Genomic DNA, 24,856 nt, shown 5'->3' with positions numbered 1-24,856 from the left:
GGGGCGGCGCCTCCGATCACAAATCGGCCACTTCGCGTGGCCGATTTTGTTTTGTGCGTCCCCCTTTGCGATGCGTCGCGCCCTGTGGACAAATCTGTCGATAACCCTGTGGGTAAGCTGTGGCGCACCTGTGACCAAGCTGTGGATTTCCGGTGGGCAAGTCGCGCCGCATTGACCCAAGGTGTCCGTCGGAAACGGCTCACTTGCTCACTTCGTGACACGTCTGTTGGAGTATCATGCGCGGCAGCCGGTGGTGGGCAGGGAACCGGCGCCGCCGTCATGTGATCGTCACGAAAGTGTCATGTATCCGGCGTAGGCTCCTTGCCCATTTCACAAGGATTTCGCATGGATTATCTGCAAGTGCTCGTGCTCGCGATTGTGCAAGGCGTGGCGGAGTTGCTTCCCGTGTCGAGTTCGGCACACGTGATCATGGCCGAGAAACTGATGGGTCTTGACCCGTCGGCGCCCGCCATGACGTTGTTGCTCGTCATGCTGCACACCGGCACGATGCTCGCCGTCATCGTCTATTTCTGGAAGTCGTGGCGCGAGCGCTATTTCTCGTCGAAGCACGATTTCATGCATAACGCGAAGCAAGTCGTCATCGCGACGGGCTTCACGGGCGTGATCGGGCTGGCCTTGATGCTGTTTATCGAGAAGGTCTTGATGCGTGGCTCCCAACACGCCGAGATCGAGCACTTGTTCGGCAATCTGTACATCATCTCCGGCGGCCTCGCGATGGCGGGCATCCTGATTCTGATTTCGGGCAGCAAGCGTCCGCCGATGGGCGATCGCCCGTTGCGCGGTGCCGACTCGGCCTGGATCGGCGCGGTGCAGGGCTTGTGCCTGCCGTTCCGCGGTTTCTCGCGCTCGGGATCGACCATCTCGACGGGGATGATGCGCGGGCTCGATAAAATCCGTGTCGAGGAATTCAGCTTCGCGCTGGCCGTGGTGCTCACGCCACCGGTGATCGTCAAGGAAGCTTACCGCCTGTACAAGTCGGGCGGCGCGCAATCGTTCTCCGGTCACTACATGACGGTGCTCACGCCGAGCCTCGTCGGCATGGTGTTCAGCTTCCTCGCCGGTCTGGTGGCGCTGCGCTGGTTGTCGCGCTGGCTCGAACACGGCCGCTGGTATCTGTTCGGCATCTACTGCCTCGTGGCCTCGGGCGTCGTGCTGGCGGCGAGCCAATATCTGTAGTCGGTCAGGTGACGTCTTGCGTGGGCGGCGTGCCAGGCGCTGCCTACGCCATACCCACGGGCGTTACACCAGTCCCGCCACGACCTCCAGAAACGCCGCAATCGCTCGCGACGCTCGCCGCTGCGCCAGGCACACAACGACCGTTGTCGTCTCCACGCGTGCGTCGCTGATCGATACGGTGGCAAGTCGCGCGTCGGGCGTATGCTCACGCGCTGACACCGCAGCGATTCCCAGCCCCAGAATCACCGCCTCGCGAATCGCTTCGCGACTGCCGATCTCCATCGCCACGGTCGGTGTCACCCCCGCCGCTTGCAACGCCGCTTCGAGCGCGTGCCGCGTGGTAATTCCCGGCTCGCGCATGAGCATCGGCTCGTCAGCCAGCGCCGCGAGCGGCACGCTGCGTCGCTTGGCGAACCGGTGCGCGCGCGGCACCAACAGCACGACCGGATGGGTGCGGTAGGTCACGGCATGCAGACGCGCGTCGTCGTGATAGCGCGCGAGCACCGCCACGTCCGTGCGGTAGGCCAGCAGGCTCTCGATCATCTCTTCGGAATTGCCCGGCCGCATGGAAATGCGAATGCCGGGGTAACGCGGCTGGAATGCCGCCACGATCTCCATCGCGTGATGCGGTCCGACGGCACCCAGGCGTAGTTCGCCGGTGCGTAGCTCACCGTGCTCCTTGAGCAGACCAAGCGCTTCGGCTTCGTCGGAGAAGATACGCAGGCTCACCGCATACAACGATTTTCCGGTCGGCGTGAGCGTCAGTCCACGACCGTGCCGGTAGAACAGTTCGACACCGTAGGTCTCCTCCAGCGCACGAATCTGCGTGGTCATCGTGGGCTGGCTCACATGCAGCGCCTGGGCCGCGCGCGTCACGCTGCCGTGGTGCGCCACCGCATGGAACGAGCGCAGTTGGGTAATCCGCATCGATGACGCTCCCGTGACGAGGTATAGGTTTTATCAATACTTTAACGAAAAATTGTGAATTGGAAGTATAGAACGGTCCTCACCATAATCCAGCTCAATCTTCGTCAATCGATCGCAGCGCCCGCGGGTGCAGCGGCACCTCCTCACCATGACTGCATGTTCACGTTTCCATAATCCGGTCGATGTTCGCTTCGGTGCGGGTGCCCTTGCTCAGTTGCCCGAATTGGTCGGCGAGCGGCGGGTTGTGCTCGTCACCATGCCCGAAGCGCGGGCGCTCGGCATGACGGGACGCGTCGAAGCGCTGCTCGGGCAACGGCTGGCGGGGACGATCGATCGTGTCAGCCCGAACCCGGATGTGCGCGAACTCGCCCCGATGTACAGCGATTTCTGGCGGCGGTACGGCCAGTGCGAGGTGATCGTGGCGCTGGGCGGCGGCAGCGCGCTCGACACGGCCAAGCTGTTGATGGTCGCGGGCGAGGATGATCGCTTTGCGACGCTCGTCGATGCGCTTGATGCGGGGGGCGACTTCCGGCCATCGCGGACCAAGCGTCTCATCACCGTTCCGACGACGGCCGGCACCGGCAGCGAAGTCACCCCGTGGGCCACGCTGTGGGATCGTCATGTGAAGCACAAGAAGTACTCGCTGCATTTACCCGAGACGTGGCCGGAGGCGGCGATTGTCGATCCGCAACTGACGCGCTCGCTGCCGCACGCCATCACGCTGCAAAGCGGGCTCGACGCCCTCTCGCACGCGCTCGAGGCGATCTGGAATGTCAACGCCAATCCGATTTCCGACACCTTCGCCGTGACGGCGGCGCGCGACATGATGCGCGTGTTGCCGCAGCTGATGGTGTCACTGGACGACGAGACGTTGCGCGCTCAGGCGGCGCTCGCGGCACTGCAAGCGGGCATGGCGTTCTCCAACACGAAGACCGCGTTGGCGCATTCCATTTCGTACGACATGACGATTCGACATGGACTCCCGCACGGCATTGCGTGCTCGTTCACCTTGCCGGCGGTGATGCGTCTGGCGATAGGCCGCCGTGTCGATCGCGACGCGGTGCTGGCGCAGGTGTTCGACGGCGACATTGGCCGCGCCCCGGACAAGCTCACCGCGTTTCTCAACGGTTTGGGCGTGGCGACCGAGTTTTCGGCCTATGGCGTGTCCGAGCCGGAATCGAGCGCGATGATCGCCGCCGCGCTCGACGGTCCGCGCGGACGCAATTTCATCGGCGCCACCGCCTGATCGTCAGGTGGCCGCTACGGTCGTATGCGTTCGCGCGCATGCGTGTTTTCGCGTCTTACCCGCAGTCCCCGTAATCCGCATCATCAAAACATAGCCGCGTGATCCAAAGGCGGCACCGAGACATCCAGGAGACAGACGCCCGGCGCAGACCGGTGCGTCGCAGCGCGCCGCCACGGCGCGGCGCATCAACAGGAGGCGCAATGGAACAGGTTCTCACGGGCGTGGGCGGCAGCGATGCCGTCTCCGCCGAAAAAGCGGTGCGCACGGTCGCGCTGGCCAGCCTGATCGGCACGACCGTCGAATGGTATGACTTCTTCCTGTACGGCACTGTGACAGGCCTCGTCTTCAACAAGCTCTTCTTTCCCAGCGGCGATGCCTTCATTGCCACCGCGCTCGCCTATACGGTCTACGCGGTGGGATTCGCCACGCGGCCGATCGGGGGCATCCTGTTCGGCCATTTCGGCGACCGGTTGGGACGCAAGCCATTGCTCATTGTCACGCTCTCCATCATGGGGGTGTCGACGTTCCTGATCGGACTGGTGCCGACCTACGACAGTATTGGCATGGCGGCCCCGCTGATTCTGCTGTTCCTGCGTCTGTTGCAGGGCATTGGATTGGGCGGCGAATGGGGCGGCGCGGTGCTCATGGCGTTTGAGTACGCGCCGCGCGACCGGCGCGGGCGGTTCGCGGCGTATCCGCAGATCGGGCTCGCCGTGGGGTTGTGCCTGTCGACCGGTGTGGTCGCGCTGCTCTCGTCGACACTGACCGATGCACAGTTCATGGCATGGGGCTGGCGTCTGGCGTTCATGCTCAGCGTGGTGCTCGTGGCGGTGGGTATGTTCATCCGGCTGCGCGTGCTGGAGACGCCCGAGTTCGCGCGCATCAAGGACAGTCAGCGCGTCGCGCATGTGCCGCTCTCGGAGATTGCGCGCGATTACCGGCGTAACGTGCTGCTGGGCTGGGGCGCGCGTTACATCGATGGCGTGGTGTTCAATGTCTATGCGGTGTTCGCCATCTCGTATCTCGTTGGCACGCTGCACTTTCCGAAGACGCCGATCCTGCTGGCGGTCACGCTCGCGGCCATGGTCTTGATCGTCACGATTCCGTATGCCGCAAAGCTGTCGGACCGCGTGGGACGCCGTCGAGTGTTCGGCTGGGGTGCGTTGGCCTGTGGCGTGTCGGCGATTCCGGCATTGGCGGTGATGCACTATGCGACGAGCGTCTGGTGGGTGTCGCTCGCGGTGATTGTGCCGCTGGGCGTTGTATATGCGTTCGTCTATGGTCCCGAGGCGTCGATGTTCTGCGAACTGTTCGACACGCGGGTTCGTTACACGGGCATCTCGGTCGTGTATCAAGTGTCGGGAATCGTTTCCAGCTCGATCACACCGTTGGTGGCGGCGACGCTGCTCGAATACGGCGGTCACAAACCATGGTGGATCGCGGTGTATGTGCTGGCGGTGGGATGCTTGTCCGCCGCGTGTGCGGCAGCGATGAAGCGAACCTACTGAGGGGGAACGACGGGACGGGGAGGCGTGTGGGGGTGCCCGAGCATCGGGAATTCGGCAGGCCGGTGGGCAGCGCCCCGGCTTGCCGTTTTATTGCGCAGCTTACTGACCGAAGTAGATCGAACCGGCGCGATTCACGCGGCCCGGGACTTCATAGGCCGGGGCGACGGTCGTCGTTTGCGTGGTGGCTGCCACGGCACCCGGCTGGGCCTGCGTTCGCACTTGAACTTGCGCTTGCGTCTGGGGTTGCTGCGGTTGGGCAGCCGATTGGGCATTCTCGGCGGCGCTCGCGGCACCTGCGCTCAACAGCGCGGCAGCGAAGGCCGAAGCGATCAGAATGGACTTCATTTTCATTTCTCCTGTCTGGCGAGACGTCCACCATGGGCGCCATCATTGGCGCCAATCTACGCCCACGCAGCAAGGAGAAAAATGCGCTCCCGGAGAAGGGAGTATTGCTGAAAATGAAACAATCAAACGTCGAAAAGCCTGATTCGTTGTGCAGGACAACGAGCTCAGACACTATGCGCCGCAGTGATGCGCCCGGTATCGCTTGGCGTCGAAGCGTTCAGCGACGCGTCACGCGCGCTTGCTGACGGCGCGTACGCGCGGCACGGCTGCGCAGATACGACGCGGTGAGCAGCGAGGCACTCGCCAGCAGAAGGAAAGAACCGAGGGCAGCCATGGTAATGCTCCTGTACGAGCCGGCGTCGTCCGCGGTGCGGTGCACCCTGCGAGCCACGACGTCGACTGACTTCATCATGTTGTCACTCTACTGCTGTCGCACTTCGCGATAAACCCCGTCAGATCAAACAAGTTGTTGCGCGCCGCGACATTTCCCTCTAATTCGTGCTGTGATCCGCGTCAGACCGGTGGCATCCACCCCTATTGCTCGTATTAAGTGATTGATTTTCATTGGTTTTTTGGAATTCGGCAATCCGCGCGGTGCCAACGCCGCTGCGTTGCGAAAAAACCACGGGTTTTCCCTAGGGTTGGCCGGTATTTGTGCAACGGTCGGCGCAACGCAGCAAAAGGGGGGCGGCGGCAGATTCAGTCCGGTTGAGCGGTGCGCGTTTGCTACCCGGTCCGACGCCGATGCTCGTCAGTGGCCGCGCGAAAGCAGCACCGGTGCCTGGGCAATCAAATAGAGCACGGCGCCGATCAGTCCACCGACGAGTGTGCCGTTGATGCGGATGTACTGCAGGTCCTGTCCGACGCTCAGGCGGATTTGTTGCGACAGATGTTCGGCATTCCAGCCATGCACTGTGGCGCGGATGTGCTCGGTCACGAAGTCGGCAAACCCCGGTGCCATGCGCTCGGCGGCATCCAGCAATTGCGCGTCGAGCGCTTTGCGCAGCGAGTCGCTTCGCGCCAGCTCCTGACCCATCCACGCGGCCGCGCCGGTGATCTTGGCGCCGATCACCGAGTCGTCGCGCGCGAGGTCGCGCTTCACCCAGCTTCGCCACTCGTTCCACAGACCGCCGACATAGGCGTTCAACGCGGTGTCGCCTTTCAGTTGGGTCTTGAAAGCGTCGAGCTTCGCCTGGAAGTCGGCGTCGTGCTTGAGCCGCTCGATCAGTCCCGCGACCGCGCGATCGAACGCCTGACGCAATTGATGCGATTCGTCCGCTTCCATTTGCGCCAGCAGGCGGGTGACGGCCGCCGAAATCATGTCGGAGCCCTTGTTGCCGATCCACTCTGACGGCAGCACCTTCTCCTTCTTCGGATGATCACTCTTGAGCCAGTCGACGATGCGCGCCGAAATGAATTCGCGCGTCTGCGGCTCATTGAGGAGCTCGACGAGGTAGTCGAGCGTCTCGTCGAGCAGCGCTTGATGACGGCCGTCGCGCGTGAGCGTGTCGAGCATGGCGGCCGCCGATTGCGACAGGTCGAGCCGGTCGATCATCGTGTCGAGCGCGCGGCGGATAAAGGCCTGCACGTTGCGCTCGTCCATCACGTCGAGCACACCGCTGGCCACTTTCACCAGCACCGCGCTCAACTGACGCGTGTTCTCGTACGAGCCGAGCCAGTGCGCGACGGCGTCCGCCGGGTTCTGTTGCCGGATGAGCCGAACGACCGAGGGGGTGTCGAGAAACTTCTCGCGCACGAAGCGGGCAAGACCGTCGCCGAGGGCGTCTTTCTTGCGAATCAGGATATTAGTGTGCCGCGCGAGCCCTGGGATCGGAATGCGCCGGAACAGCGCTTCGACCGCGAACCAGTCCGCCAGTCCGCCGACCATCGCGGCTTCGGCCGCTGCCCGGATCCAGCCCGTGACGAAGTGCTCCGGCATGAAGAGCGTGGCGACGAAGATCACCAGCGCGGCCACAAGAAACCACAGGGCGCGACGCTCGGCGCGTTGCAGGGCGATGGCGGGGTCCATGCGCAGCCGGCTCCTAAAATACAAAGACGCCCGACAGGTTACCCCGTCGGGCGTCCAATGATAAGCCGCGAACCGATCGACTTATCGTCGTGCGATTACCCGCGTTGCTTTGCCTTCAGTTCCAGACGGTACTTGTGCAGCAGCGGCTCGGTGTAGCCGCTGGGCTGAGTCAGCCCTTCGAACACCAGGGCGCTTGCCGCCTGGAACGCCAGCGAGTCGTCGAAGTTCGGCGCCATCGGACGATAGTGCGCGTCGCCCGCGTTCTGCTTGTCGACCACGGCGGCCATGCGCTTGAAGGTCTCTTCGACCTGTGCGCGCGTGATGACGCCGTGACGCAGCCAGTTCGCCAGATGCTGGCTCGAAATGCGCAGCGTGGCGCGGTCTTCCATCAGGCCGATGTCGTTGATGTCCGGCACCTTCGAGCAGCCCACGCCCTGATCGATCCAGCGAACGACGTAGCCCAGAATGCCCTGCGCGTTGTTCTCGATCTCCTTGCGGATCTCGTCGGCGGACCATTCGGCTTTCGCCACGACCGGCACCGTCAGCAGGCCAGTAAGCAGCGTGTCGCGTTCCTTCGCGTAGTCGATCTTCTCGAGTTCCTGCTGGACGGCCTGCACGTCGACCATGTGATAGTGCAGGGCGTGCAGCGTGGCGGCGGTCGGCGACGGCACCCAGGCGGTGTTCGCCCCGGCCTTCGGATGCGCGATCTTCTGCTCGAGCATGGCTTGCATCAGATCCGGCATGGCCCACATACCCTTGCCGATCTGCGCGCGGCCCCGCAGGCCGGCGGCCAGACCCACGAGCACGTTGCTTTTCTCGTAGGCCGTGATCCATGCCGACGACTTCATGTCGCCCTTGCGCATCATCGGACCGGCTTCCATCGCGGTGTGCATCTCGTCGCCCGTGCGATCGAGGAAGCCCGTGTTGATGAATGCAACGCGCGACGCGGCAGCGGCGATACAGGCCGAGAGGTTCACGCTCGTGCGACGCTCTTCGTCCATGATGCCCATCTTGAGCGTGTTGTGCGGCAGGTCGTACAGCGCTTCGATGCGGCCGAAAAGTTCATCGGCGAAGGCCACTTCGGCGGGGCCGTGCATCTTCGGCTTGACGATGTAGATCGAGCCGGTGCGCGAGTTCAGGCGATGCTTGCGGTCATGCAGCGAGGCGAGCACGGTGACGACGCCGTCGAGAATGCCTTCCGGAATCTCGCGGCCTTCGCGATCGGTGATCGCCGGGTTGGTCATCAGGTGACCGACGTTACGGATGAACAGCAGCGAGCGGCCGTGCAGCGTCACCGGTTGGCCGTTGGCGCCGGTGTATTCGCGGTCGGCGTTCAGACGGCGCGTGAACGTCTTGCCGCCCTTTTCCACGGCTTCCGTCAGCGTGCCTTGCATCAGGCCGAGCCAGTTGCGATAGAGGTCGACCTTGTCGTCGGCGTCCACGGCGGCGACCGAGTCTTCACAGTCGATGATGGTCGTGACGGCGGCTTCGACGAGCACGTCCTTGATATGCGCCGCGTCGGTCTTGCCGATCGGGTGGCTGGCGTCGAACTGGATCTCGAAGTGCAGACCGTGGTGCTTGAGCAGCACGGCCGTCGGCGTCGCGGCGTCGCCTTGATAGCCGACGAACAGGGCAGGCGTGGCCAGGCCCGTCTCGCCGGTCTTGGTCGTGACGATGAGTTTGCCGTTCTCGACACGGTAGCCGGTGGCGTCCTTGTGCGAGCCGTCGGCCAGCGGTGCGGCCTGATCGAGGAAGCCGCGTGCGAAGGCGATCACGCGTTCGCCGCGCTTCGGGTTGTAGCCGGTGCCCTTTTCTGCGCCGTCCGTTTCGGGGATGGCGTCGGTGCCGTAGAGCGCGTCGTACAGGCTGCCCCAGCGCGCGTTGGCGGCGTTCAGGGCGTAGCGGGCGTTGGAGAGCGGCACCACGAGCTGCGGACCGGCCTGCTCGGCAATTTCATGGTCGACGTTGGCCGTGGTGGCCTGCACGCTGGCAGGCGCGGGCAACAGGTAACCGATCTTTTCGAGGAACGCGCGATAGGCTGCGGCGTCGGCGATGGGACCCGGGTTGGCACGGTGCCAGGTGTCGAGTTCGCTTTGCAGGCGGTCGCGTTCGGCGAGCAAGGCGCGATTCTTCGGGCCGAGGTCATGAACGATGGCGTCGAAGCCTTTCCAGAACGCATCGACATCGACACCGGTGCCCGGCAGGGCTTCCTTTTCGATGAACGCGATCAGATTGTCTGCGACCGTCAGGCCGCCACGCTGGGAAGTGGAAGTCATGATGCTGTACTCGAGTTTGAAAACCAGGTTGACGCGATTTCGTCCAGTGACCTTGCCGAGACACCCACGCGGTTGGCGTGAGGATGACGACCGGGTGGTTGACGATAAGGGGCAGTCTTATATAAGACCCTGAGTGTAATCCTTCTCCGGGCGCTCGGAAACCCGGGATTTCGCGTCGTGATACTCCCGCAACTTATAGGCGGCATAAGGATTTGCGTATGAGGCCGGCGCCACGGGGCTTTGCGTCGGATACCGAAAGCGGGTGGTGCGGTTGCAGCATTCGATATGGCATTTCACTTCATGAGAAATGGGGGCGCCGTACGCGGCGGCGACCGCTACGCGGTTCGAGGTGCGTCGTGCCTGTGTTGAGGTGACGGGTACACTCACCGTTTGCGCCGAAGGTGCGCGACGCGCCCGCGCCGGGCCGTTCCCCCGAAAACATCTGCCCTGGAGGCATGAGTCGTGAAACAGATCTTGATGATGAGCAGTTCCCGCAAGGGCAGCCAGGGCTTTCTGGCGCATGCCGACGATCAGGTGCATGCGGTGCTCAGGGATCGCGCGAAACACGTGTTGTTCGTGCCGTACGCCGGGGGCATCACGTACAGCTACGACGAGTATGAAGCGCGCGTGAAGCCGACGTTCGAGCGGCTGGGCTATGCCCTCGAGTCGATTCATCATCACAAGGATCCGCGCGCCGCCGTCGAGCAGGCGCAGGCCGTCGTGGTGGGCGGGGGCAATACGTTCGTGCTGCTCGATCGCCTGTACAACGCGGGCATCGTGGGCCTGCTGCGCGAGCGTGTGAACGCGGGGATGCCTTACGTGGGGTGGAGCGCCGGGGCGAACGTGGTGTGCCCGACCATTCGCACGACCAACGACATGCCGATCGTCGAGCCGCCGACGCTCAAAGCGCTCAACCTGATTCCGTTCCAGGTGAATCCGCATTTCATCAGTGGGAAGCCGACGGGGCACAACGGTGAATCGCGCGAGGAGCGTCTGGCCGAGTATCTGGCGATCAATCCGGACGAACGCGTCGTTGCCATTCCAGAGGGTACGGCGCTGCATGTGCAGGGCGAGAACGCCACCGTGCTCGGTGAATTCGACGCGTTGCATTTCAAGCAGGGCGGTGTGGTGGACAAGCTCGCGACGGGCCGCACGTTTGCGCTGGCGTCGATCTGATACGCGCGGGCATCGTGCCTTCGCGCAGATGACGGCCGGCTTGGGGCCGGAGGTCTGCGCGCTGGTCGCCGCCGTTCTGAACGGCACGATCGGCGTGTTGACGCGAACCGGATTGGATCAAGGGGCCACGCCCGCGATGATCGCCTTCTGGAAGTGCTTCGGTGCCTTCGTCGTGGTGTCGCTGCTCTGTGCCTGTCGTCACGATCTCGGCACGCAGACCGTTCGGCTGGCCCGTCGCTGGCCTCAGTTTGCATGTCTCGCGTTTCTCGGCATTTTCAGCCTTTACCACTTCGAGACGACGGCGTTCTCGCACGCATCGATTCCGCTCGTCTCGTTCCTCACGTATGCGGCGGGCGGCGCGACGCTCGCGTTGTCCGGTCGGTTTCTCGGGGAGACGACAACGCGTCGGAAGACGGCCGCCTTTCTGGCAATCGTCCTCGGCGTCGGTGTGATGGGCCTGTTCGAAAGCGGCATCGACGGCAGCACGGCGGGCATCGCCCTGGCGCTGGCCGGTGGATGCGGCTACGCGCTGTTCATCTTCCTCGCCAAGTGGTTCAGGATCGGGTCGGGACTGCCGCAGCTCGTCTGGCTGTTCGGGTTCGGCAGTGCCTTTCTGTCGATACCCCTGCTGCGCGAGGGATTCGCCATGCCCAGCGGCGTGGCCTGGATAACGCTATGCGCGCTCGTGCTGCTTCCAACGATCGGGGGCTTCTATTTCACCACTCGGGCGGTGGAGAGCGGTCAGGCCAGCAAAGTGCAGATCATCGAGACCAGCGATCCCCTGTTCGCGACGCTTTTCGGATTCGCGCTCTTCGGCGACCGGCTGAGTCAGGAAGGCCTGCTCGGCGCAGGCTTCATCGCCATCGGACTCGTGATTGCAGTCTGGGATCGACCGGGGGATGGCGCAACGTCGGCACGCTACGACGTGTAGCCCCTGCGCAAACCAAACCGCCGCCCAGGTGTGAGCCTCGGGCGGCGGTTTACCGGCACGCAGCACACGCGACAGCGGCGATGCCGCCCCCTCGTACCGTCAGCGACAGCGACAGTGTCAGGACCGATTCGGGATCAGGCTTCGTCGTCGAGCCAAGGTACTTCGACGTCGGTCAGAAACGCGACCATCGCGAGCGGACGCGCTTCATGGCGACCCATCTTGCCATCGGCGCGGTGCCACACCACTTCGAAGGTTTCCGGATACTTTTCAGCGCTCAACCGTACGGTGCGCAGCTCTTCTTCGTCGGCCTCTTCGATGGGGCCGTCGAACGACAGCATGAGCGCCTGCGGCCACACACCCTCTTCCGGGTCGTAGACCTTGTCGCCATTGGGCACGTCGACCACCGCTTCGACGCCGATCGTTGCCGACGCTGCCACGATCATCTCGCCCAGGGCGCGCAGCAGCGCGGTCGCACGGGCAGAGTTGATCTGGCGCATGGCGAGATCGCCGCGCGTCAGCGCTTGTTCCAGCTTGGGATCGGTTTTTTGTTTGGACATGCGGTTCCTCGGTAAAACGTTAGCCACCCCGCGGCGGTCGTGCCATGTCGCTGCGGCACCGGCGCGCTACGTGGGGTTCCGATGCTACCACCGTCGCGCATGCCGGGGCACATTACAATGCGGGTTTTCGTTATTTACGCTTGCCCGGCGCAGTCGTTGTCGTCGACCCGCGCCCTCTGGAGCCCGTTGTCATGGATTCGCCCAAGTCCGCCCAATCAGTTCAAGCTTCCCAAGCCGCCGCGTCCGGTGCCAGCGACGTCTATTTGCGCCTGCTCGGTGAAACCGCCAAGATCGACTGGAAGGATCTGGAATCGTTCTTCGCGCGCGGTGTGCTGCTGTATGTGGCGCCCGGCGTCGACCTCGTATCGGTCGCCGAGGCGGTTGCCAACGACGATAAGGCCACCGTGTCTCAATGGCTATCGTCGGCCTTGGTGCAGCGCATGCAGGCCGAGCAAGCCGCCGATTTCTCCGCGCGCACGCCGGAGCTTTGGGCGGTGGTTGTCGCGCCGTGGGTGCTCGTACAGGAACGTGGCATCGTTGCATGATGGCGTGATGGCGTGACGCGCGCGCTGATAAACCCCGTCAACGCCTCGAATTCGCTACGCCGTCATGATTCCGGAATTCCCGCCTCGATGAGGCGCCGCGTGCAGTCTTCCAACAGATCCTGCGCTACCGCCGACGCAAACGCATAGTCCGCGTCGAGCGATTCCGTCATTTCATGCGCCGTATACAGGCCGGCTTCGCGCGAGAGCGTGCCGGCCAGTTCGCGCGCGAAATCGTCGCTCAACGTTGAAAGCAGGCGGCGCTCTTCGAGCGGTAGCTGAAGCTTCGAGCGCGACAGCCACAGTTGCGCGAGCGTCGCGCCCTGCTTGTCCGTCATCCACTGCCCATGTTCGTAAAAGGCCGACAGACGCTCGGCCGTCAGCGCGAACAGCAGCGCGCGGCGGGTGTTGAAATTCAGACGAATCGGCGTGGCTTCCGGCATGACGGCAACCGCAATGAGCGGACAAAATCGGGATCAGGGGGCAAAGGTATCACGCGAACAGGCGCAGCAGCGCATTGCGGGCGTGACGGATCAGGTCGGTCTCGTCGGCGCGTCCGGGCAGCAGGTGGAATTCCGCGCGCGGCAGCGGGGGCAGGCCAAGCGACGGTGGACATACGACGAGATCGGGGGTGAGTGCCGATTCATTCAGGCACGAAATCCCCAGCCCCGCGCCGAGCGCCAACTGCATGCCGGCCACGCCCGCCGCCGAGTGGGAGATGCGATAGGGCACGTTGTGCCGCTCCAGTACGGTGAGTACGAGGCTTTGCAGCGTGCATGACGGCGGCATTGTCACCAGCGGCAGCGGCTCGCCCAGCGGCTCGCCCAGCGTCGACGACATCGCCCACACGAGACGCTCGCGGCGCACCAGCGTGCCCGACGTCCGGTAGCCCAGCGCCTTCGCGCCACGGCCGATATCCTCGTTCATCAGACGCAACACCAACCCTACGTCGAAGTGTTCGCCGGTCAGGGCGGTGCGCTCGATCTGCGCGCTTTGCATGGCGCTCACATGCAGCCGCAGGCGCGGGTAAAGGCTCGTGAATCGCTTGAGCACGCGGCCGACGTCGTGCGGACGGTAATAGTCGGTGATGGCGATGCGCAACTCGCCATCGAGCAGCACGCCCTGCAGATCCTCGAACGCTGCCTCGGACAGTGCCGAGATCTGCCGTGCATAGGTGAGCAACCGCGTGCCCGCCGGGGTCGGACGCATGCCTTTGCGCGATCGCACCAGCAACGGCTGGCCGGCGCGCGCTTCGAGCTTCTGAAGTTGCTCGCTGACCGTCGATTGCGACAGGAAGATCTGCTCCGCTGCCGCCGAAATGCTGCCGGCGTCGTGGATGGCGATAAACGTACGCAACTGCGTGAGGTCGAAGGCGCGGGGGTTCATGGTGGCCCTTGCGATGATGATCCGGAAAACACGATATACGGCATCGAATTTTCCCGCTTTTCCGATGCAATGTCTATCCGTAGGATGCGGTTCATGGTGGCCCGAACTGTGCATCGGCACGCGTCGGACGCCGCGACTCCCCCCTCTTCCCCTATGAGCCGTGTGCCTGCGGGCCGCGCACCGTCACACATGAACGAACGTCTGTGTACCGCTCCCGCCACTGCCCGTCGGATGGCCCCGGCATCGAATGCCTCGATGGCCCCCCGCGGTTTGGGCCGCAACCACCGCTGGAAGGTGCTGGGTGTTGGCGTGGCCGCCAATGCCAGCTTTGCCGCTGCGATGGGTGGCATTCCCGCCACCGCAGTGCAAATGCGCAGCGCCTACGCCCTGGCCAATAGCGATCTCGGCATCGTGCTCGGCATGATCGGGCTGGGCATCGCCGTCTCCGAACTGCCGTGGGGCATGCTCACCGACCGCTGGGGCGACCGGCGCGTGCTGCTTGTCGGATTGATGGTGACGGCGTTCGCGCTTGTTGGCCTGGCGATCTGGGGTGTGCCGACGGCGCATTTCGTCCCGTCGATGCCGATGCTTGCGGCGGGGATGCTGGCGATCGGCATCCTCGGTGGCAGCGTCAATGGCTCGAGCGGGCGCGCCATCATGCGCTGGTTTCACGATCGCGAGCGAGGACTGGCAATGAGTGTGCGGCAATGCGCCGTGCCGCTCGGCGGCGGGGTCGGCGCGCTGGTGTTGCCCGGCGCGGCGCAGCACTTCGGCTTCGAAGCGGTCTATGCCGGGCTGGCTGCGGCGTCGTTTGCTGCCGCGGTCGTAGCATGGCGGTGGCTGCTCGAACCGCCGGAGGCACTGCAGGAGGACGCCGGCAAGTCGGCACGCGGGGAGACGGCCGCCGACGCACGCGCGGCCGCAAGCTATTCGCCGTTGCGCGATGCCCGCCTGCTGAGTACGGCGCTGGGCATGGCGGTCCTTGCGATGCCGCAGATCGCGGTGCTCACGTTCGGCACGGTGTTTCTGCATGATGTGGCGCACGCCAGCGTGGCAACCATCTCGCTCACGCTTGGCGCCGTACAGGCGGGGGCCGCCATCACGCGGGTGTGGAGCGGGCGCTTCACCGACAAGCGCCGCAACCGTCCGCAATATCTGCGTCTGTGCGCGATGGCGGTGGGGGCGGTCTTCGCCTCGCTGGCGCTGCTCGTGACGGCGCTGACGCATCGCCCGGAATGGCTGGCGCATGGCACGCCGTGGATGATCGCGCTGCTGATTGCGGGAGGTGTGGTGGCGTCGGCCTGGCATGGGGTGGCATTCACTGAGTTGGCCACGCTTGCCGGGGCGTCGCGTGCGGGAACGGCGCTAGGTATCGGCAACACCGGTGTGTTTATGACGATGTTCCTCACGCCGCTCGCGATTCCGCTGCTGCTGTCGATTGGCGGCTGGGGACTGGTGTGGGCCGGCGGGCTCGTGTGTGCCGCGCTGGCATGGCCGCTCTTTGTCTGGTCGCATCGCGGCCTGGCGCGGGCTTGATCGTCCGCGCAGCCCTGGGCGCCAGGCCCCGGGCGCATTGCGTCTGTCAATGGCGGAAGCGCGTGAAATGGGCTCGACGCGTGCCACACGCTTGCCCCGCTACGGCAGACGCACGTTCGCCACGAGAAAGTCGAGGAACGCCCGCACGCGTGCGGGCAAATGGCCGCCCTGCCCCACATACACCGCATGCACGGGCTCCAGATCGCCCGGGTTGTAGTCATCGAGCACGGTGACGAGCCGGCCGGCGCGCAGATCGTCGTCGACGTGGTAGCGCGAATGGCGGGCCAGCCCCAGCCCCTGGACCGCGAGCTTGCGCATGATCTCGCCGTCGCTCACGACCATATTGCCGACCTGCGGGTAGTGCGTGATGCCGCCGGCGCCGTCGAGAAATGGCCAACCCTGCACCTGACGGTCGAAATTGAAGGCCATGACGTTGTGGTGAATCAGGTCGGCCGGCGTGCGCAATGGGCCGTTGCGGGCGAGATAGTCCGGTGACGCCACCACATGCACACGACTCTCGCCGAGCTTGCGAGCGACCAGCCGGGAATCGCGCAGCGGGCCGGCCCGTACGGCGACGTCGGCGCGTTGCTCCAGCAGATCGACGACCGTGTCGGTGAGTGTCAGATCGAGACGGATCTCGGGGTATTGCGCGAGAAATGCCGGAATGACCGGCAGCAGATAGTGCGAGCCGATCGGTACGCTGGAATTCACCCGCAGCAGCCCGCGCGGCACCGCACCCGCCGCCGCTTCGCGCTCTGCGGCTTCGATGTCGGCCAGCACGCGCATCGCCCGCTCGTGAAAGGCCGTGCCCTCGGGGGTGAGTTGCAGGCGGCGCGTCGAACGATTGAACAAGCGGGCACCCAGACGCGCCTCGAGCCGCGCAATCAGCTTGCTCACGGCGGACGGCGTCATATGCAGCGCGCGCGCCGCCGCCGAGAAGCCGCCGAGCTCGACTACACGCGAGAAAACTTCCATATCGCCGGAGCGATTGACGTCCTGTCGACCCATCGGCGGTGTCCTCCGGCGTTCCTGTGAAAGGGGATGCGGGCCATTGTGACATCAAGTCACAAATCATGTTCCTTCGCGCAGTCTATTTCACCAATGCTAGGGCGTCTATATTCCGCACATTGGTGTATCGCCATTCCCTGAGTGGCCTGACCTTCCTTAATCCCGAGACAGGAGTCTTTCGTGCCTATCGCTCTCTATGCCCTGACCGCCGGTGCCTTTGGCATTGGCGTGACGGAATTCGTCATCATGGGTCTGCTGCTCAACGTCGGCGCCGATTTCGGCGTCTCGATCGCGGCCGCCGGCCTGCTGATCTCCGGCTATGCCCTGGGTGTCGTGGTCGGCGCCCCGCTCATGACCACGGTCACTGCGCGCTGGCCGCGCAAGACCGTTCTGCTGGTGCTCATGGCGATCTTCACCATCGGCAATGCCGCCTGTGCACTGGCGCCGAGCTATGCGGCTCTGATGGCAGCCCGCGTACTGACGTCGTTCGCGCACGGCACGTTCTTCGGCGTCGGTTCGGTGGTCGCCACCGGCCTCGTGCCGCGCGAGCGCCGTGCGTCGGCCATCGCCGTGATGTTTACGGGGCTGACCGTCGCCAATATTCTCGGCGTGCCCTTCGGTACTTGGCTGGGGCAGCACTTTGGCTGGCGCGCGAGCTTCTGGGCGGTGACGCTGATCGGTGCGCTCGCGTTTCTCGTGATCGCCGGGTTCGTGCCGAAGATCGCCGCGCCTAAGGATGCGGGTGACTGGCGGGCGGATCTGCGGGCGCTGGCACGCCGTCCCGTGCTGCTCGGATTGCTCACGACAGTGCTCGGCTGGGTGGGCGTGTTCGGCGTGTTCACGTACATCGCCCCGCTGTTGACCGAAGTGACCGGTTTTGCCGAGGGCGCGGTCTCACCGATTCTGTTGATCTTCGGTGGCGGTCTGGTCGTTGGCAACCTGCTGGGCGGCAGGTTTGCGGATCGTCGCGTGGTACCGACAGTGCTGGGCAGCCTGCTGGCGCTCGCTGGGGTGCTGGGGCTGATGACGTTCGCGTTGCACTCGCACTGGCTGGCCATCGTCTTCGTGGCCCTGCTCGGTGCAACCGCCTTCGCGACGGTCGCGCCGCTGCAACTGTGGGTGATGGAAAAGGCCTCGGGGGCGGGGGAAAGCCTGGCGTCGAGCTTCAATATCGCCGCGTTCAACCTCGGCAACGCCATCGGCGCGTGGCTCGGCGGCTTCGTTATCGAACACGGTCCCGGGCTGACGGCCGTGCCCTGGGTGGCGGCGCTCGCGCCGCTGGCGGGCGTGGGCGTGGCGCTGCTGAGCCTGCGTCTGGATCGTCGCGACGCAAAGCCATCCGTCGTGCCCAACTGCGAAACGCCCGCGTTGTGATCCACACGCGGGCCCGACGCGAGTGCGTCAGGCCATGACGCCCAGAATCACACTGGCGGCCGCGAACGCGGCCGTCGCGCCGACACCCACCGTCAACCCGCGAGCGGTCAGCGTGTCATGCGGCATGACGGCGGCGAGCCGGCTGCCGCCGGGCAACGCCAGAATGACTTCGGCCTGTCCCGCGTCGTCGGCGATGGCGTCCACCGTGCCTGCAAGGCGGTTCGCGGTGGCCAAACCCGCGAGATCGGCGCCGCGCGCGATTTCGATCCACGGGGCCTTGATGAGTGCGAACGCATCGCTGCCGGTCGCCAGCCCCAGCGTCTGCGTGCTGTGGTGCGTGAGCGATGCTGTGATCGCTTCACCGCCGGGCAACGTGAGCGTCACTTCGTCATTCACGCCGCAGCGCCGAATCGCGGTGACCGTGCCGTGCAACTGATTGCGTGCACTGGTCTGCAGTCCCAGCCGCGCGATGATGGGCCACTGCTCGTCGAAATGTTCCAGATCGGTCGCCACGCGCGCGAGGAATTGCCGTTGCGCCACCTCCACCGCCCGGAACGCCGCCACGAGCTTCGCGCCGCGTGCGGTGAGACGGGTGCCACCACCGCCACGGCCGCCCGTGCTGCGTGCCACCAGCGGTTCGCCGGCGAGCTGATTCATCGCATCCACGGCATCCCATGCGGCCTTGTAACTCATGCCGGCGGCTTTCGCGGCGGCCGTGATCGACCCATGCGCGGCAATCTGTTCGAGCAATGCAATTCTGGCGTGGCCGCCAAGCGACGCATTGCCACGATGCACCCAAAGCGATCCGCTCACTTGCAGCGCATCGTCCAGTCCATGATGCGAAAGCCCGTTGGGCGTTGAAGGCGGTTCGGAAACCATAAAGATGTTTTCTATTGGACTTGGCAGGTAAGCGCATTGTAGAGGGCCGGCGGACCTGCGAACACCGACGCCGGACAGGGAAGTGTTGCCACGCACCAACGAAGCCGACGCCGGATTATTCTTTGGGGGACGAATGGGGGACGTTGCTCCTCTACATTGAATTTCGCCGCATGCCCCCCCTGGCCGGTGAGTCGCGCGTCAGGCTGAAGTCCACGTCTGATACGGGTCCACCGGGACTGCGACGGTTGTCGAAGTGCCTACTCACCTGACACAACAGAAACGGGGTGAAATGATGCGCGTCAGGAATATCAAGGAAACGGTTGACGGGGCTCGATACTATCGTCTGGTTCGCATGTTGCCCAACGGCAAGCGGCATCAGATGCAAATCTCTTTCTCCGCAGGTGAAATGCGCTTCAGACATTTTGTCGCGCGACGGTTGTGGTTGCTGCGTGCCGAAATGCGTGACAGCACACGGGCGGCCGCCATGCCCACGCCACGCAGCAACATGCCGCAATTGGTCTTCTGACCGGGTTGCGGCGTGACGCAAGGGCCAGGCCGATGGTCGTCACCGGTCGGGCGCTTTCGGTACGCGCCAGGGCAATGAGCGTTTAACCTGCCTTGAGAGGCGTGAGTGGCACGACGCTCGCCGACGCCGAGTTCACCGACGCCGGGCCTCTGCCCGCGTGGGCTATCGCAAACTGTACCAACTCGTCGAACGCGATCGGACGCGCGAACAGATATCCCTGGGCGTAGGTGACGTTGCGTTCGCGCAGATAACTCGCCTGCATCTCGTTTTCGACACCCTCCGCCACGATTGTCATGTCCAGCCGCTCGGCCAGATGGATGATGGAATCGCAGATATTGCGCGTGACCGTATCGTCTTCGGTAACGGGCAGGAACTCCTTGTCGATCTTCAGATAATTGAAGTCGTAGCGCTTCAGATAGCCGATGGAGTTGTTTTCGGCACCGAAGTCGTCCAAGGCCGTTTCCACGCCGTGACGCTGGAGTTCCGCCATCACATGGCGCGCCGCGGCGGTGTCGCGAATCACATAACGCTCGGTGATTTCCGCGATCATCGGATACGTCTCGTTGAGCGAACCGTAAAGGCGTTCGATGTCGTGCACGATGGTCGTGTCGCGCAAATGCCGCTCCGCAAGATTGACCGCAATGTGAAACCCCTGCGGCAGCGCGCCTCGGGAGACATCGTTGCGAATCTGCTTCAGCAGCGAACGGGTGAGTTCGATGATCAGGCCGTTGCTTTCCGCGATCGGGATGAAGGCGTCGGGGCGCACGAGACCGGCCTCAGGGTGATGCCAGCGCATCAGCGCTTCGGCCCCGGCGCAGCGGCCCGTGGCCAGCTCCATCACGGGCTGGTAGTAGACCTTGAACTCATGGCGTTTGATGCCCTGCGCGATTTTCCGCCGCATGAACTGGGCCGGGCCGAGATGGCGGAACGTCAGGATGCCGAGCAAAATCGAGATCACCACGCCGAATGCCAGAAAGATCGGCGCCTGCGTGGCGATCAATGAGCGCGTCAGGGTGGCGCTGCCGGCAAGCGACGTCGAGAAATGGTCCGAGTCGAGCGTGACCTGAGCCCCGCGGGTGGCGATGCCGACGGATTCGAGCCGCGGGCCTTCGGACGTCAGCGACACTTTTCCGATGGTCATTGCCGTCCAGGCAAGCTCGTTGGTCTTGACGCTATGCAACGACTCGGTGAGATACACGCTGTCGATAAAGCCCAGGACACCGTCGGTGGCCGACGTCGGGATGAACAATGCCAATGCGGGGGAGTTGCGCACATAGGGCGTGCTGTCGACAAACATTTCGGGCGTGCCGGTCAGCAACGGCACGAGTTCAGCCGGCAAAGGCATTTCGATGGCCTCGTCGGAGCGAATTACCGACGAGCAATACATCTTCCCGTGGGAGACGAGCCAGATGGAACGGAAGTAGGGGCTGAGCGTGCCCGTGGCCTGCAACGAGCTGTTGACCTCGCCGCAAGCGCGGCCGACCCAGGGGGCGGCGCCCTTGAGGGTGTCCTCGGCCGTACCGACAATGCGCTCGAGTGCCGCGCGCTGTCGTTGCGCTTCTTGTTGCAGGAACACCTGAGACATGTGATGAACGCGCAGCCAGCCAAGGATCAGGACGACAAAGAGCGTGACCGTCACGACGAGCCCGGTCACCAGCCACTGCACGACTCTGGAGTGTTGAATCATGTTCTGCTGCCAACCAAGGAAGGAGGGGGCCCTTTCGTGTGCTTCGCGTGCTTCATGTTGCACGGCACAACTCGTCAATCGACTCTACACGAATCCCTGACGGTCACCAACGCCCGATAAACCCGCACGCGCCGTTGGCGACGTGTGCCTGAGAGGGCCCGGTGGATGTCCGGTGGGCGGTTCAAGGTTACCGGCAAGCGTCTTTTATCGGTCTTTGTGAGATGTACCGCGGCGGGCCGGATGGCGGAATCGCGACAAAAGTTGGCGTAACCGCAATTTACGCATGCTCTACACTTCACATATTAGATTTCCGGCAAAAAATAGGCCAAGTCCCAAAGTCATGTCTATTTGCACGAAAACTGCCGGAAGCGTGCTGATTTCCTGAAGCTTTTGACGTCAAATCCCCCTCCCATGTCGAGCCAACCTGTCACGTCCCTTCCCGGCGCTCCCTCGCCGGCCGCCAAAGGCACCGCGTTCCGTGTGCTGTCCGCGATCAGCTTCTCCCATTTGCTCAACGACATGATCCAGTCGTTGATCCTGGCCATCTACCCACTGCTCAAGGCGAGTTTCGATCTGAGCTTCGCGCAGGTCGGTCTGATTACGCTGACCTACCAGGTCACGGCGTCGTTGCTGCAGCCGGTCGTAGGCCTATACACCGACAAACATCCGAAGCCGTATTCCCTGCCGGTCGGCATGGGCTTTACGCTGGCTGGCCTGCTGCTGCTGGCTGTCGCGCCGAACTTCGGCATGCTGCTCGTGGCCGCCGCGCTGGTCGGCATGGGCTCGTCGGTGTTCCACCCCGAGTCGTCGCGCGTGGCGCGCATGGCCTCGGGCGGACGCCACGGCCTGGCGCAATCGTTTTTCCAGGTCGGCGGCAATGTCGGTTCGTCACTCGGCCCGTTACTTGCGGCGCTCATCATTGCACCGCATGGCCGTGGCAGCGTGGCGTGGTTTTCCGTGGCGGCGCTCGTCGCGATCTTCGTGCTGTTCCACGTCAGTCGCTGGTACGCCGGGCAGCGCGCCGCGAGCAAGGGCAAACCGGCCGCGCGCCGAGGCGGGCACGCCCACCTGTCGCGCGGCAAGGTGATGTTCGCCATCGGCATTCTGCTGGTGCTGATCTTCTCGAAGTACTTCTATCTCGCGAGCATCAGCAGCTACTTCACGTTCTATCTGATCAGCAAGTTCCATGTGTCGGTGCAAAGCGCCCAGGTGCATCTGTTCGTATTCCTGTTCGCCGTGGCGGCGGGCACGATGATCGGCGGTCCGCTGGGCGACAAGATCGGTCGCAAGTATGTGATCTGGGGGTCGATCCTGGGGGCGGCACCCTTCACGCTGATGCTGCCGTATGCGGACCTGTTCTGGACCGGCATCCTGACGGTGGTGATCGGCTTGATCCTGGCGTCGGCGTTCTCGGCGATTCTCGTCTATGCGCAGGAGTTGATTCCGGGCAAGGTCGGAACGGTGTCGGGGCTGTTCTTCGGCTTCGCATTCGGGATGGGTGGCGTGGGCGCGGCCGTGCTCGGACAACTGGCCGACTCGACGAGTATCGACTTCGTCTACCACGTCTGTGCCTATTTGCCGCTGCTCGGGATCGTGACGATCCTGTTGCCCGACGTCGAAGGCCACAAGAAGACGGCGGCGGCCTGAGGCGGCTGTCGGCAGGATTCACCCGTGCCCGGCGCACGGGTGGCGCAATGAAAAACCGCGGGTCCCGAAAATCACGGGCCAGCGGTTTTTTTGCCTGGAGGACGACTGAATGCTTACTGAGCGCCGCGCTTTTGCAGTTCCCATTGGCCGTTATCGCCCTTTTTGCAGGTCGGCAGCTTGAGGGTGACTTCCTGCCCCTTTGCGCCGAGAACCAAGATCAGGTCGCGGCAGGTACGGGTGTCGTCTTTCTGGGTATTGGTCGGCGTGAGTTGCGCTGTAATGGCCACGGGGTTGCCGGTGCCCTTGTTGCTCCAGTCGACGGTTTCGTTGTCCTGCTGATGGGACAGCACGTTGCTGGCCGCTTTGGCGAGCGACGCATTGTCGGCCTGGTGCAGATAGGCCAGCGGCGAGTTGCTCATGAAGAGAAGGTTGGAGGCGGCAAACGCCGGCGCGGCCAGGGTGGCGCCGACGACGAGCGCCGTGCCAAGCCCGAACGAGCGGGCAAGCGACAGACGGAAAGGCGACATTCGGAGTCCTTGAGAGTGTCGACAGGGGGACGGATCCTGCGCAACGGCGCGTCGGGTCTTGCGTCGACGCCTTCGCCGCAGGCGAGCGCATCGATCATAAAAGAAACCAGGGGCGGCGTCATCCTGTGCGTCATCGGCGCGCGAGTGCTTTCACGACATCGGCGACCTGCTCGAGCGCGGCCTTGAGCACGGTGTCGCTCTGCGGCGTACCCAGGGCGATGCGGATGGCGGCGGGCGCCGTCTGCCCGGGCGCAGCGAACGCGTCGACGGGCGTCACCGCAATCCCCCGCATTTGCAGGGCCGCGACGACGTCGTCGCAGCGCGTCGGCGCGGGCACAGGCAGCAACTGGTGAAACGCCCCGACATACCCCGTAGCGCCAAGGCCCGCGAAGCAGGCCTGCGCGATGGTCTGACGCTGCGCCGCCAACGCGCGCTTGCGCGTCGTCCAGCGATCGATCGTGCCGTCGCCGAGCCAGCGCGACGCCAATTGCGCCATCAACGGCGCCGCACTCCAGGCGCTCGCCCGCATTGCCGCGTGCACACGTGGCAGCAACGCGGGCGGCGCAACCAGATAGGCGATACGCAGGCCCGGCGCGCCCGGCTTGGAGAGACTGCAAACCTCAACCGTACGCTCGGGCGCGAGCAGGCGAAGGGCGGGCGGGGCGTCGGCGACGAGAAAGCCGTAGGCGCTGTCGTCCACCAGCAGCAGGTCGTGACGCCGCGCCACCTCCACTAGCGCCCGCCGCTGTGCGAGCGGCATCACAGCCCCCAGCGGGTTATGCAGCGTGGGCATCGTGTAGACGAGGCGCAAACGTCCTGCAAGCGCGCGACACGCCGTATCGAGTGCCCCCGGATCGAGCCCTCCCGGTGTCATCGACACGGCAACGAGTGGAATATCACGCAAGGCCGCGAGCGCTTTCCAGCCGGGATACGTCAGGGCTTCGACGGCTACCGGCTCGCCCGCGCGACACAGCGCCAACTGCAGAACGTCAAGCGCGTGCTGGCCTCCGGCACAGATGACGAGCTCATCGGGCGAGACGGGCGTGCCGTCGCGCCGGGATAGCCATTGCGCCGCCGCTCGCCGATCGGACGGATGCCCGTCGTGTGGCGTGTGGGCGAGCAAGGCGCTCAGGTCCCCAGCGGCGGCCGTCTCTCGCAGTGCTTGACGCAACGCGTCGGTCTGCTCGGGCAAGACCGGATAGTTGAACGCCAGATCGACACCGCCGATCGCGCCCGGCGCGGGGGCCCATTGCGCGAACGCCGCCGCCGCGCCGACGGCAGGCGAGCGCACGAAAGTGCCGCGCCCCACTTCGCCGACGGCTAGGCCACGTCGCGCGAGTTCGGTGTAAATCCGTGTAACGGTGGAGAGGGCAAGTCCGTGCGCATCGGCGTAATCGCGTTGCGGTGGCAGTCGGGCGCCCGATGCGAGTTCGCCGCCCGCAATGGCTTCGGCGAGACGTTCGACGTGTTCGATATAGCGGGCAGGGGCAGCCATGCGAAGCGCGGGGACGGAAATTGATATCGGGACAATTCAATAATTGCACTGGATTGG

Annotated in this window: 21 protein-coding genes; 9 read left to right on the top strand and 12 right to left on the bottom strand. The window is 64.4% G+C overall.

From position 1 onward, the window contains the following. The first annotated feature begins 345 nt into the window (after positions 1-345). Complete coding sequence (locus tag PanNE5_RS06435) at positions 346-1,197, top strand: undecaprenyl-diphosphate phosphatase (protein WP_261939439.1); 852 nt, start codon at positions 346-348, stop codon at positions 1,195-1,197. Positions 1,198-1,260: 63 nt separating this feature from the next. On the opposite strand, the gene PanNE5_RS06430 is transcribed toward PanNE5_RS06435, so the two are convergent. Then, positions 1,261-2,124: a LysR substrate-binding domain-containing protein gene (locus PanNE5_RS06430; protein WP_261939438.1), complete on the bottom strand. Its 864-nt coding sequence runs from the start codon at positions 2,122-2,124 to the stop codon at positions 1,261-1,263. A gap of 148 nt (positions 2,125-2,272) precedes the next feature. Between PanNE5_RS06430 and psrA the strand changes: the two genes are divergently transcribed. Beyond that, on the top strand, positions 2,273-3,370 hold the full coding sequence (gene psrA / locus PanNE5_RS06425) for an iron-containing alcohol dehydrogenase PsrA (RefSeq protein ID WP_026131907.1): 1,098 nt from the start codon (positions 2,273-2,275) through the stop codon (positions 3,368-3,370). A 200-nt stretch (positions 3,371-3,570) separates the two neighbouring features. After that, entirely contained in the window at positions 3,571-4,878 is a 1,308-nt protein-coding gene (locus PanNE5_RS06420; RefSeq protein ID WP_150551197.1) for an MFS transporter, read from the top strand. A gap of 99 nt (positions 4,879-4,977) precedes the next feature. On the opposite strand, the gene PanNE5_RS06415 is transcribed toward PanNE5_RS06420, so the two are convergent. The 3 genes from PanNE5_RS06415 to PanNE5_RS06405 form a co-directional block, all read right to left on the bottom strand. Beyond that, positions 4,978-5,223 carry a hypothetical protein gene (locus PanNE5_RS06415; RefSeq protein ID WP_017233708.1) on the bottom strand — a complete coding sequence of 82 codons (246 nt, stop codon included), beginning with the start codon at positions 5,221-5,223 and terminating at the stop codon, positions 4,978-4,980. Positions 5,224-5,974: 751 nt separating this feature from the next. Beyond that, a complete protein-coding gene (locus PanNE5_RS06410) occupies positions 5,975-7,252 on the bottom strand; it encodes a DUF445 domain-containing protein (protein ID WP_017233705.1) in 1,278 nt (425 codons plus the stop codon). Between the two features lie 95 nt (positions 7,253-7,347). Continuing rightward, positions 7,348-9,528: a malate synthase G gene (locus PanNE5_RS06405; protein ID WP_261939437.1), complete on the bottom strand. Its 2,181-nt coding sequence runs from the start codon at positions 9,526-9,528 to the stop codon at positions 7,348-7,350. Positions 9,529-9,990: 462 nt separating this feature from the next. Here PanNE5_RS06405 and pepE point away from each other — a divergent pair, with 462 nt between their 5' ends. Together pepE and PanNE5_RS06395 are read left to right on the top strand one after the other, a co-directional pair. Continuing rightward, the gene (gene pepE / locus PanNE5_RS06400) at positions 9,991-10,704 is read left to right on the top strand and encodes a dipeptidase PepE (protein ID WP_261939436.1); all 714 of its coding nucleotides are present in this window, start codon (positions 9,991-9,993) and stop codon (positions 10,702-10,704) included. A 28-nt stretch (positions 10,705-10,732) separates the two neighbouring features. Then, the gene (locus PanNE5_RS06395; protein ID WP_261939435.1) at positions 10,733-11,635 is read left to right on the top strand and encodes a DMT family transporter; all 903 of its coding nucleotides are present in this window, start codon (positions 10,733-10,735) and stop codon (positions 11,633-11,635) included. A 134-nt stretch (positions 11,636-11,769) separates the two neighbouring features. On the opposite strand, the gene PanNE5_RS06390 is transcribed toward PanNE5_RS06395, so the two are convergent. Then, on the bottom strand, positions 11,770-12,192 hold the full coding sequence (locus tag PanNE5_RS06390) for a hypothetical protein (protein ID WP_017233700.1): 423 nt from the start codon (positions 12,190-12,192) through the stop codon (positions 11,770-11,772). Between the two features lie 191 nt (positions 12,193-12,383). On the opposite strand from PanNE5_RS06390, the gene PanNE5_RS06385 reads away from it, so the two are divergent. Next, positions 12,384-12,737 (top strand): DUF2288 domain-containing protein, encoded by a 354-nt coding sequence (locus tag PanNE5_RS06385; RefSeq protein WP_017233699.1) that lies wholly within the window; start codon positions 12,384-12,386, stop codon positions 12,735-12,737. A gap of 62 nt (positions 12,738-12,799) precedes the next feature. Here PanNE5_RS06385 and PanNE5_RS06380 read toward each other — a convergent pair whose 3' ends face one another. Beyond that, positions 12,800-13,177 carry a hypothetical protein gene (locus tag PanNE5_RS06380; RefSeq protein ID WP_017233698.1) on the bottom strand — a complete coding sequence of 126 codons (378 nt, stop codon included), beginning with the start codon at positions 13,175-13,177 and terminating at the stop codon, positions 12,800-12,802. A gap of 49 nt (positions 13,178-13,226) precedes the next feature. Then, complete coding sequence (locus PanNE5_RS06375; protein WP_017233697.1) at positions 13,227-14,120, bottom strand: LysR family transcriptional regulator; 894 nt, start codon at positions 14,118-14,120, stop codon at positions 13,227-13,229. 255 nt (positions 14,121-14,375) lie between these two features. Here PanNE5_RS06375 and PanNE5_RS06370 point away from each other — a divergent pair, with 255 nt between their 5' ends. Beyond that, entirely contained in the window at positions 14,376-15,656 is a 1,281-nt protein-coding gene (locus tag PanNE5_RS06370) for an MFS transporter (RefSeq protein ID WP_017233696.1), read from the top strand. 99 nt (positions 15,657-15,755) lie between these two features. Here PanNE5_RS06370 and PanNE5_RS06365 read toward each other — a convergent pair whose 3' ends face one another. After that, a complete protein-coding gene (locus tag PanNE5_RS06365) occupies positions 15,756-16,664 on the bottom strand; it encodes a LysR family transcriptional regulator (protein WP_017233695.1) in 909 nt (302 codons plus the stop codon). A gap of 180 nt (positions 16,665-16,844) precedes the next feature. Here PanNE5_RS06365 and PanNE5_RS06360 point away from each other — a divergent pair, with 180 nt between their 5' ends. Then, the gene (locus tag PanNE5_RS06360) at positions 16,845-18,038 is read left to right on the top strand and encodes an MFS transporter (protein ID WP_150561975.1); all 1,194 of its coding nucleotides are present in this window, start codon (positions 16,845-16,847) and stop codon (positions 18,036-18,038) included. A gap of 27 nt (positions 18,039-18,065) precedes the next feature. Here the strand turns inward: PanNE5_RS06360 and PanNE5_RS06355 are convergent, their stop codons facing one another. Both PanNE5_RS06355 and PanNE5_RS06350 read right to left on the bottom strand, forming a co-directional pair. Next, a complete protein-coding gene (locus tag PanNE5_RS06355) occupies positions 18,066-18,917 on the bottom strand; it encodes a TOBE domain-containing protein (RefSeq protein WP_261939434.1) in 852 nt (283 codons plus the stop codon). Positions 18,918-19,525: 608 nt separating this feature from the next. Next, complete coding sequence (locus tag PanNE5_RS06350; RefSeq protein ID WP_261939433.1) at positions 19,526-21,130, bottom strand: EAL domain-containing protein; 1,605 nt, start codon at positions 21,128-21,130, stop codon at positions 19,526-19,528. A gap of 411 nt (positions 21,131-21,541) precedes the next feature. On the opposite strand from PanNE5_RS06350, the gene PanNE5_RS06345 reads away from it, so the two are divergent. Further along, complete coding sequence (locus PanNE5_RS06345) at positions 21,542-22,777, top strand: MFS transporter (RefSeq protein WP_017233690.1); 1,236 nt, start codon at positions 21,542-21,544, stop codon at positions 22,775-22,777. A gap of 113 nt (positions 22,778-22,890) precedes the next feature. On the opposite strand, the gene PanNE5_RS06340 is transcribed toward PanNE5_RS06345, so the two are convergent. After that, positions 22,891-23,304, bottom strand: coding sequence for an RT0821/Lpp0805 family surface protein (locus tag PanNE5_RS06340; protein ID WP_261939432.1), 414 nt, complete (start codon positions 23,302-23,304; stop codon positions 22,891-22,893). Positions 23,305-23,434: 130 nt separating this feature from the next. Beyond that, a complete protein-coding gene (locus PanNE5_RS06335) occupies positions 23,435-24,799 on the bottom strand; it encodes a PLP-dependent aminotransferase family protein (RefSeq protein ID WP_017233688.1) in 1,365 nt (454 codons plus the stop codon). Positions 24,800-24,856 lie beyond the last annotated feature (57 nt).

Origin of the sequence: Pandoraea sp. NE5, assembly GCF_024363545.1 — a bacterium.
GTDB classification, from domain to species: Bacteria; Pseudomonadota; Gammaproteobacteria; order Burkholderiales; family Burkholderiaceae; genus Pandoraea; species Pandoraea cepalis.
Note: the sequence above shows the minus strand (reverse complement) of the source record. Positions and strands in the feature narration are given on the sequence as shown.

Excerpts from the sequence above, each read along its gene's own strand:
- PanNE5_RS06435 (WP_261939439.1), top strand. The coding sequence starts at position 346 with ATGGATTATCTGCAAGTGCTCGTGCTCGCGATTGTGCAAGGCGTGGCG.
- PanNE5_RS06430 (WP_261939438.1), bottom strand. The coding sequence starts at position 2,124 with ATGCGGATTACCCAACTGCGCTCGTTCCATGCGGTGGCGCACCACGGC.
- psrA (WP_026131907.1), top strand. The coding sequence starts at position 2,273 with ATGACTGCATGTTCACGTTTCCATAATCCGGTCGATGTTCGCTTCGGT.
- PanNE5_RS06420 (WP_150551197.1), top strand. The coding sequence starts at position 3,571 with ATGGAACAGGTTCTCACGGGCGTGGGCGGCAGCGATGCCGTCTCCGCC.
- PanNE5_RS06415 (WP_017233708.1), bottom strand. The coding sequence starts at position 5,223 with ATGAAGTCCATTCTGATCGCTTCGGCCTTCGCTGCCGCGCTGTTGAGC.
- PanNE5_RS06410 (WP_017233705.1), bottom strand. The coding sequence starts at position 7,252 with ATGGACCCCGCCATCGCCCTGCAACGCGCCGAGCGTCGCGCCCTGTGG.
- PanNE5_RS06405 (WP_261939437.1), bottom strand. The coding sequence starts at position 9,528 with ATGACTTCCACTTCCCAGCGTGGCGGCCTGACGGTCGCAGACAATCTG.
- PanNE5_RS06395 (WP_261939435.1), top strand. The coding sequence starts at position 10,733 with ATGACGGCCGGCTTGGGGCCGGAGGTCTGCGCGCTGGTCGCCGCCGTT.
- PanNE5_RS06390 (WP_017233700.1), bottom strand. The coding sequence starts at position 12,192 with ATGTCCAAACAAAAAACCGATCCCAAGCTGGAACAAGCGCTGACGCGC.
- PanNE5_RS06385 (WP_017233699.1), top strand. The coding sequence starts at position 12,384 with ATGGATTCGCCCAAGTCCGCCCAATCAGTTCAAGCTTCCCAAGCCGCC.
- PanNE5_RS06380 (WP_017233698.1), bottom strand. The coding sequence starts at position 13,177 with ATGCCGGAAGCCACGCCGATTCGTCTGAATTTCAACACCCGCCGCGCG.
- PanNE5_RS06375 (WP_017233697.1), bottom strand. The coding sequence starts at position 14,120 with ATGAACCCCCGCGCCTTCGACCTCACGCAGTTGCGTACGTTTATCGCC.
- PanNE5_RS06370 (WP_017233696.1), top strand. The coding sequence starts at position 14,376 with ATGGCCCCCCGCGGTTTGGGCCGCAACCACCGCTGGAAGGTGCTGGGT.
- PanNE5_RS06365 (WP_017233695.1), bottom strand. The coding sequence starts at position 16,664 with ATGGGTCGACAGGACGTCAATCGCTCCGGCGATATGGAAGTTTTCTCG.
- PanNE5_RS06355 (WP_261939434.1), bottom strand. The coding sequence starts at position 18,917 with ATGGTTTCCGAACCGCCTTCAACGCCCAACGGGCTTTCGCATCATGGA.
- PanNE5_RS06350 (WP_261939433.1), bottom strand. The coding sequence starts at position 21,130 with ATGATTCAACACTCCAGAGTCGTGCAGTGGCTGGTGACCGGGCTCGTC.
- PanNE5_RS06345 (WP_017233690.1), top strand. The coding sequence starts at position 21,542 with ATGTCGAGCCAACCTGTCACGTCCCTTCCCGGCGCTCCCTCGCCGGCC.
- PanNE5_RS06340 (WP_261939432.1), bottom strand. The coding sequence starts at position 23,304 with ATGTCGCCTTTCCGTCTGTCGCTTGCCCGCTCGTTCGGGCTTGGCACG.
- PanNE5_RS06335 (WP_017233688.1), bottom strand. The coding sequence starts at position 24,799 with ATGGCTGCCCCTGCCCGCTATATCGAACACGTCGAACGTCTCGCCGAA.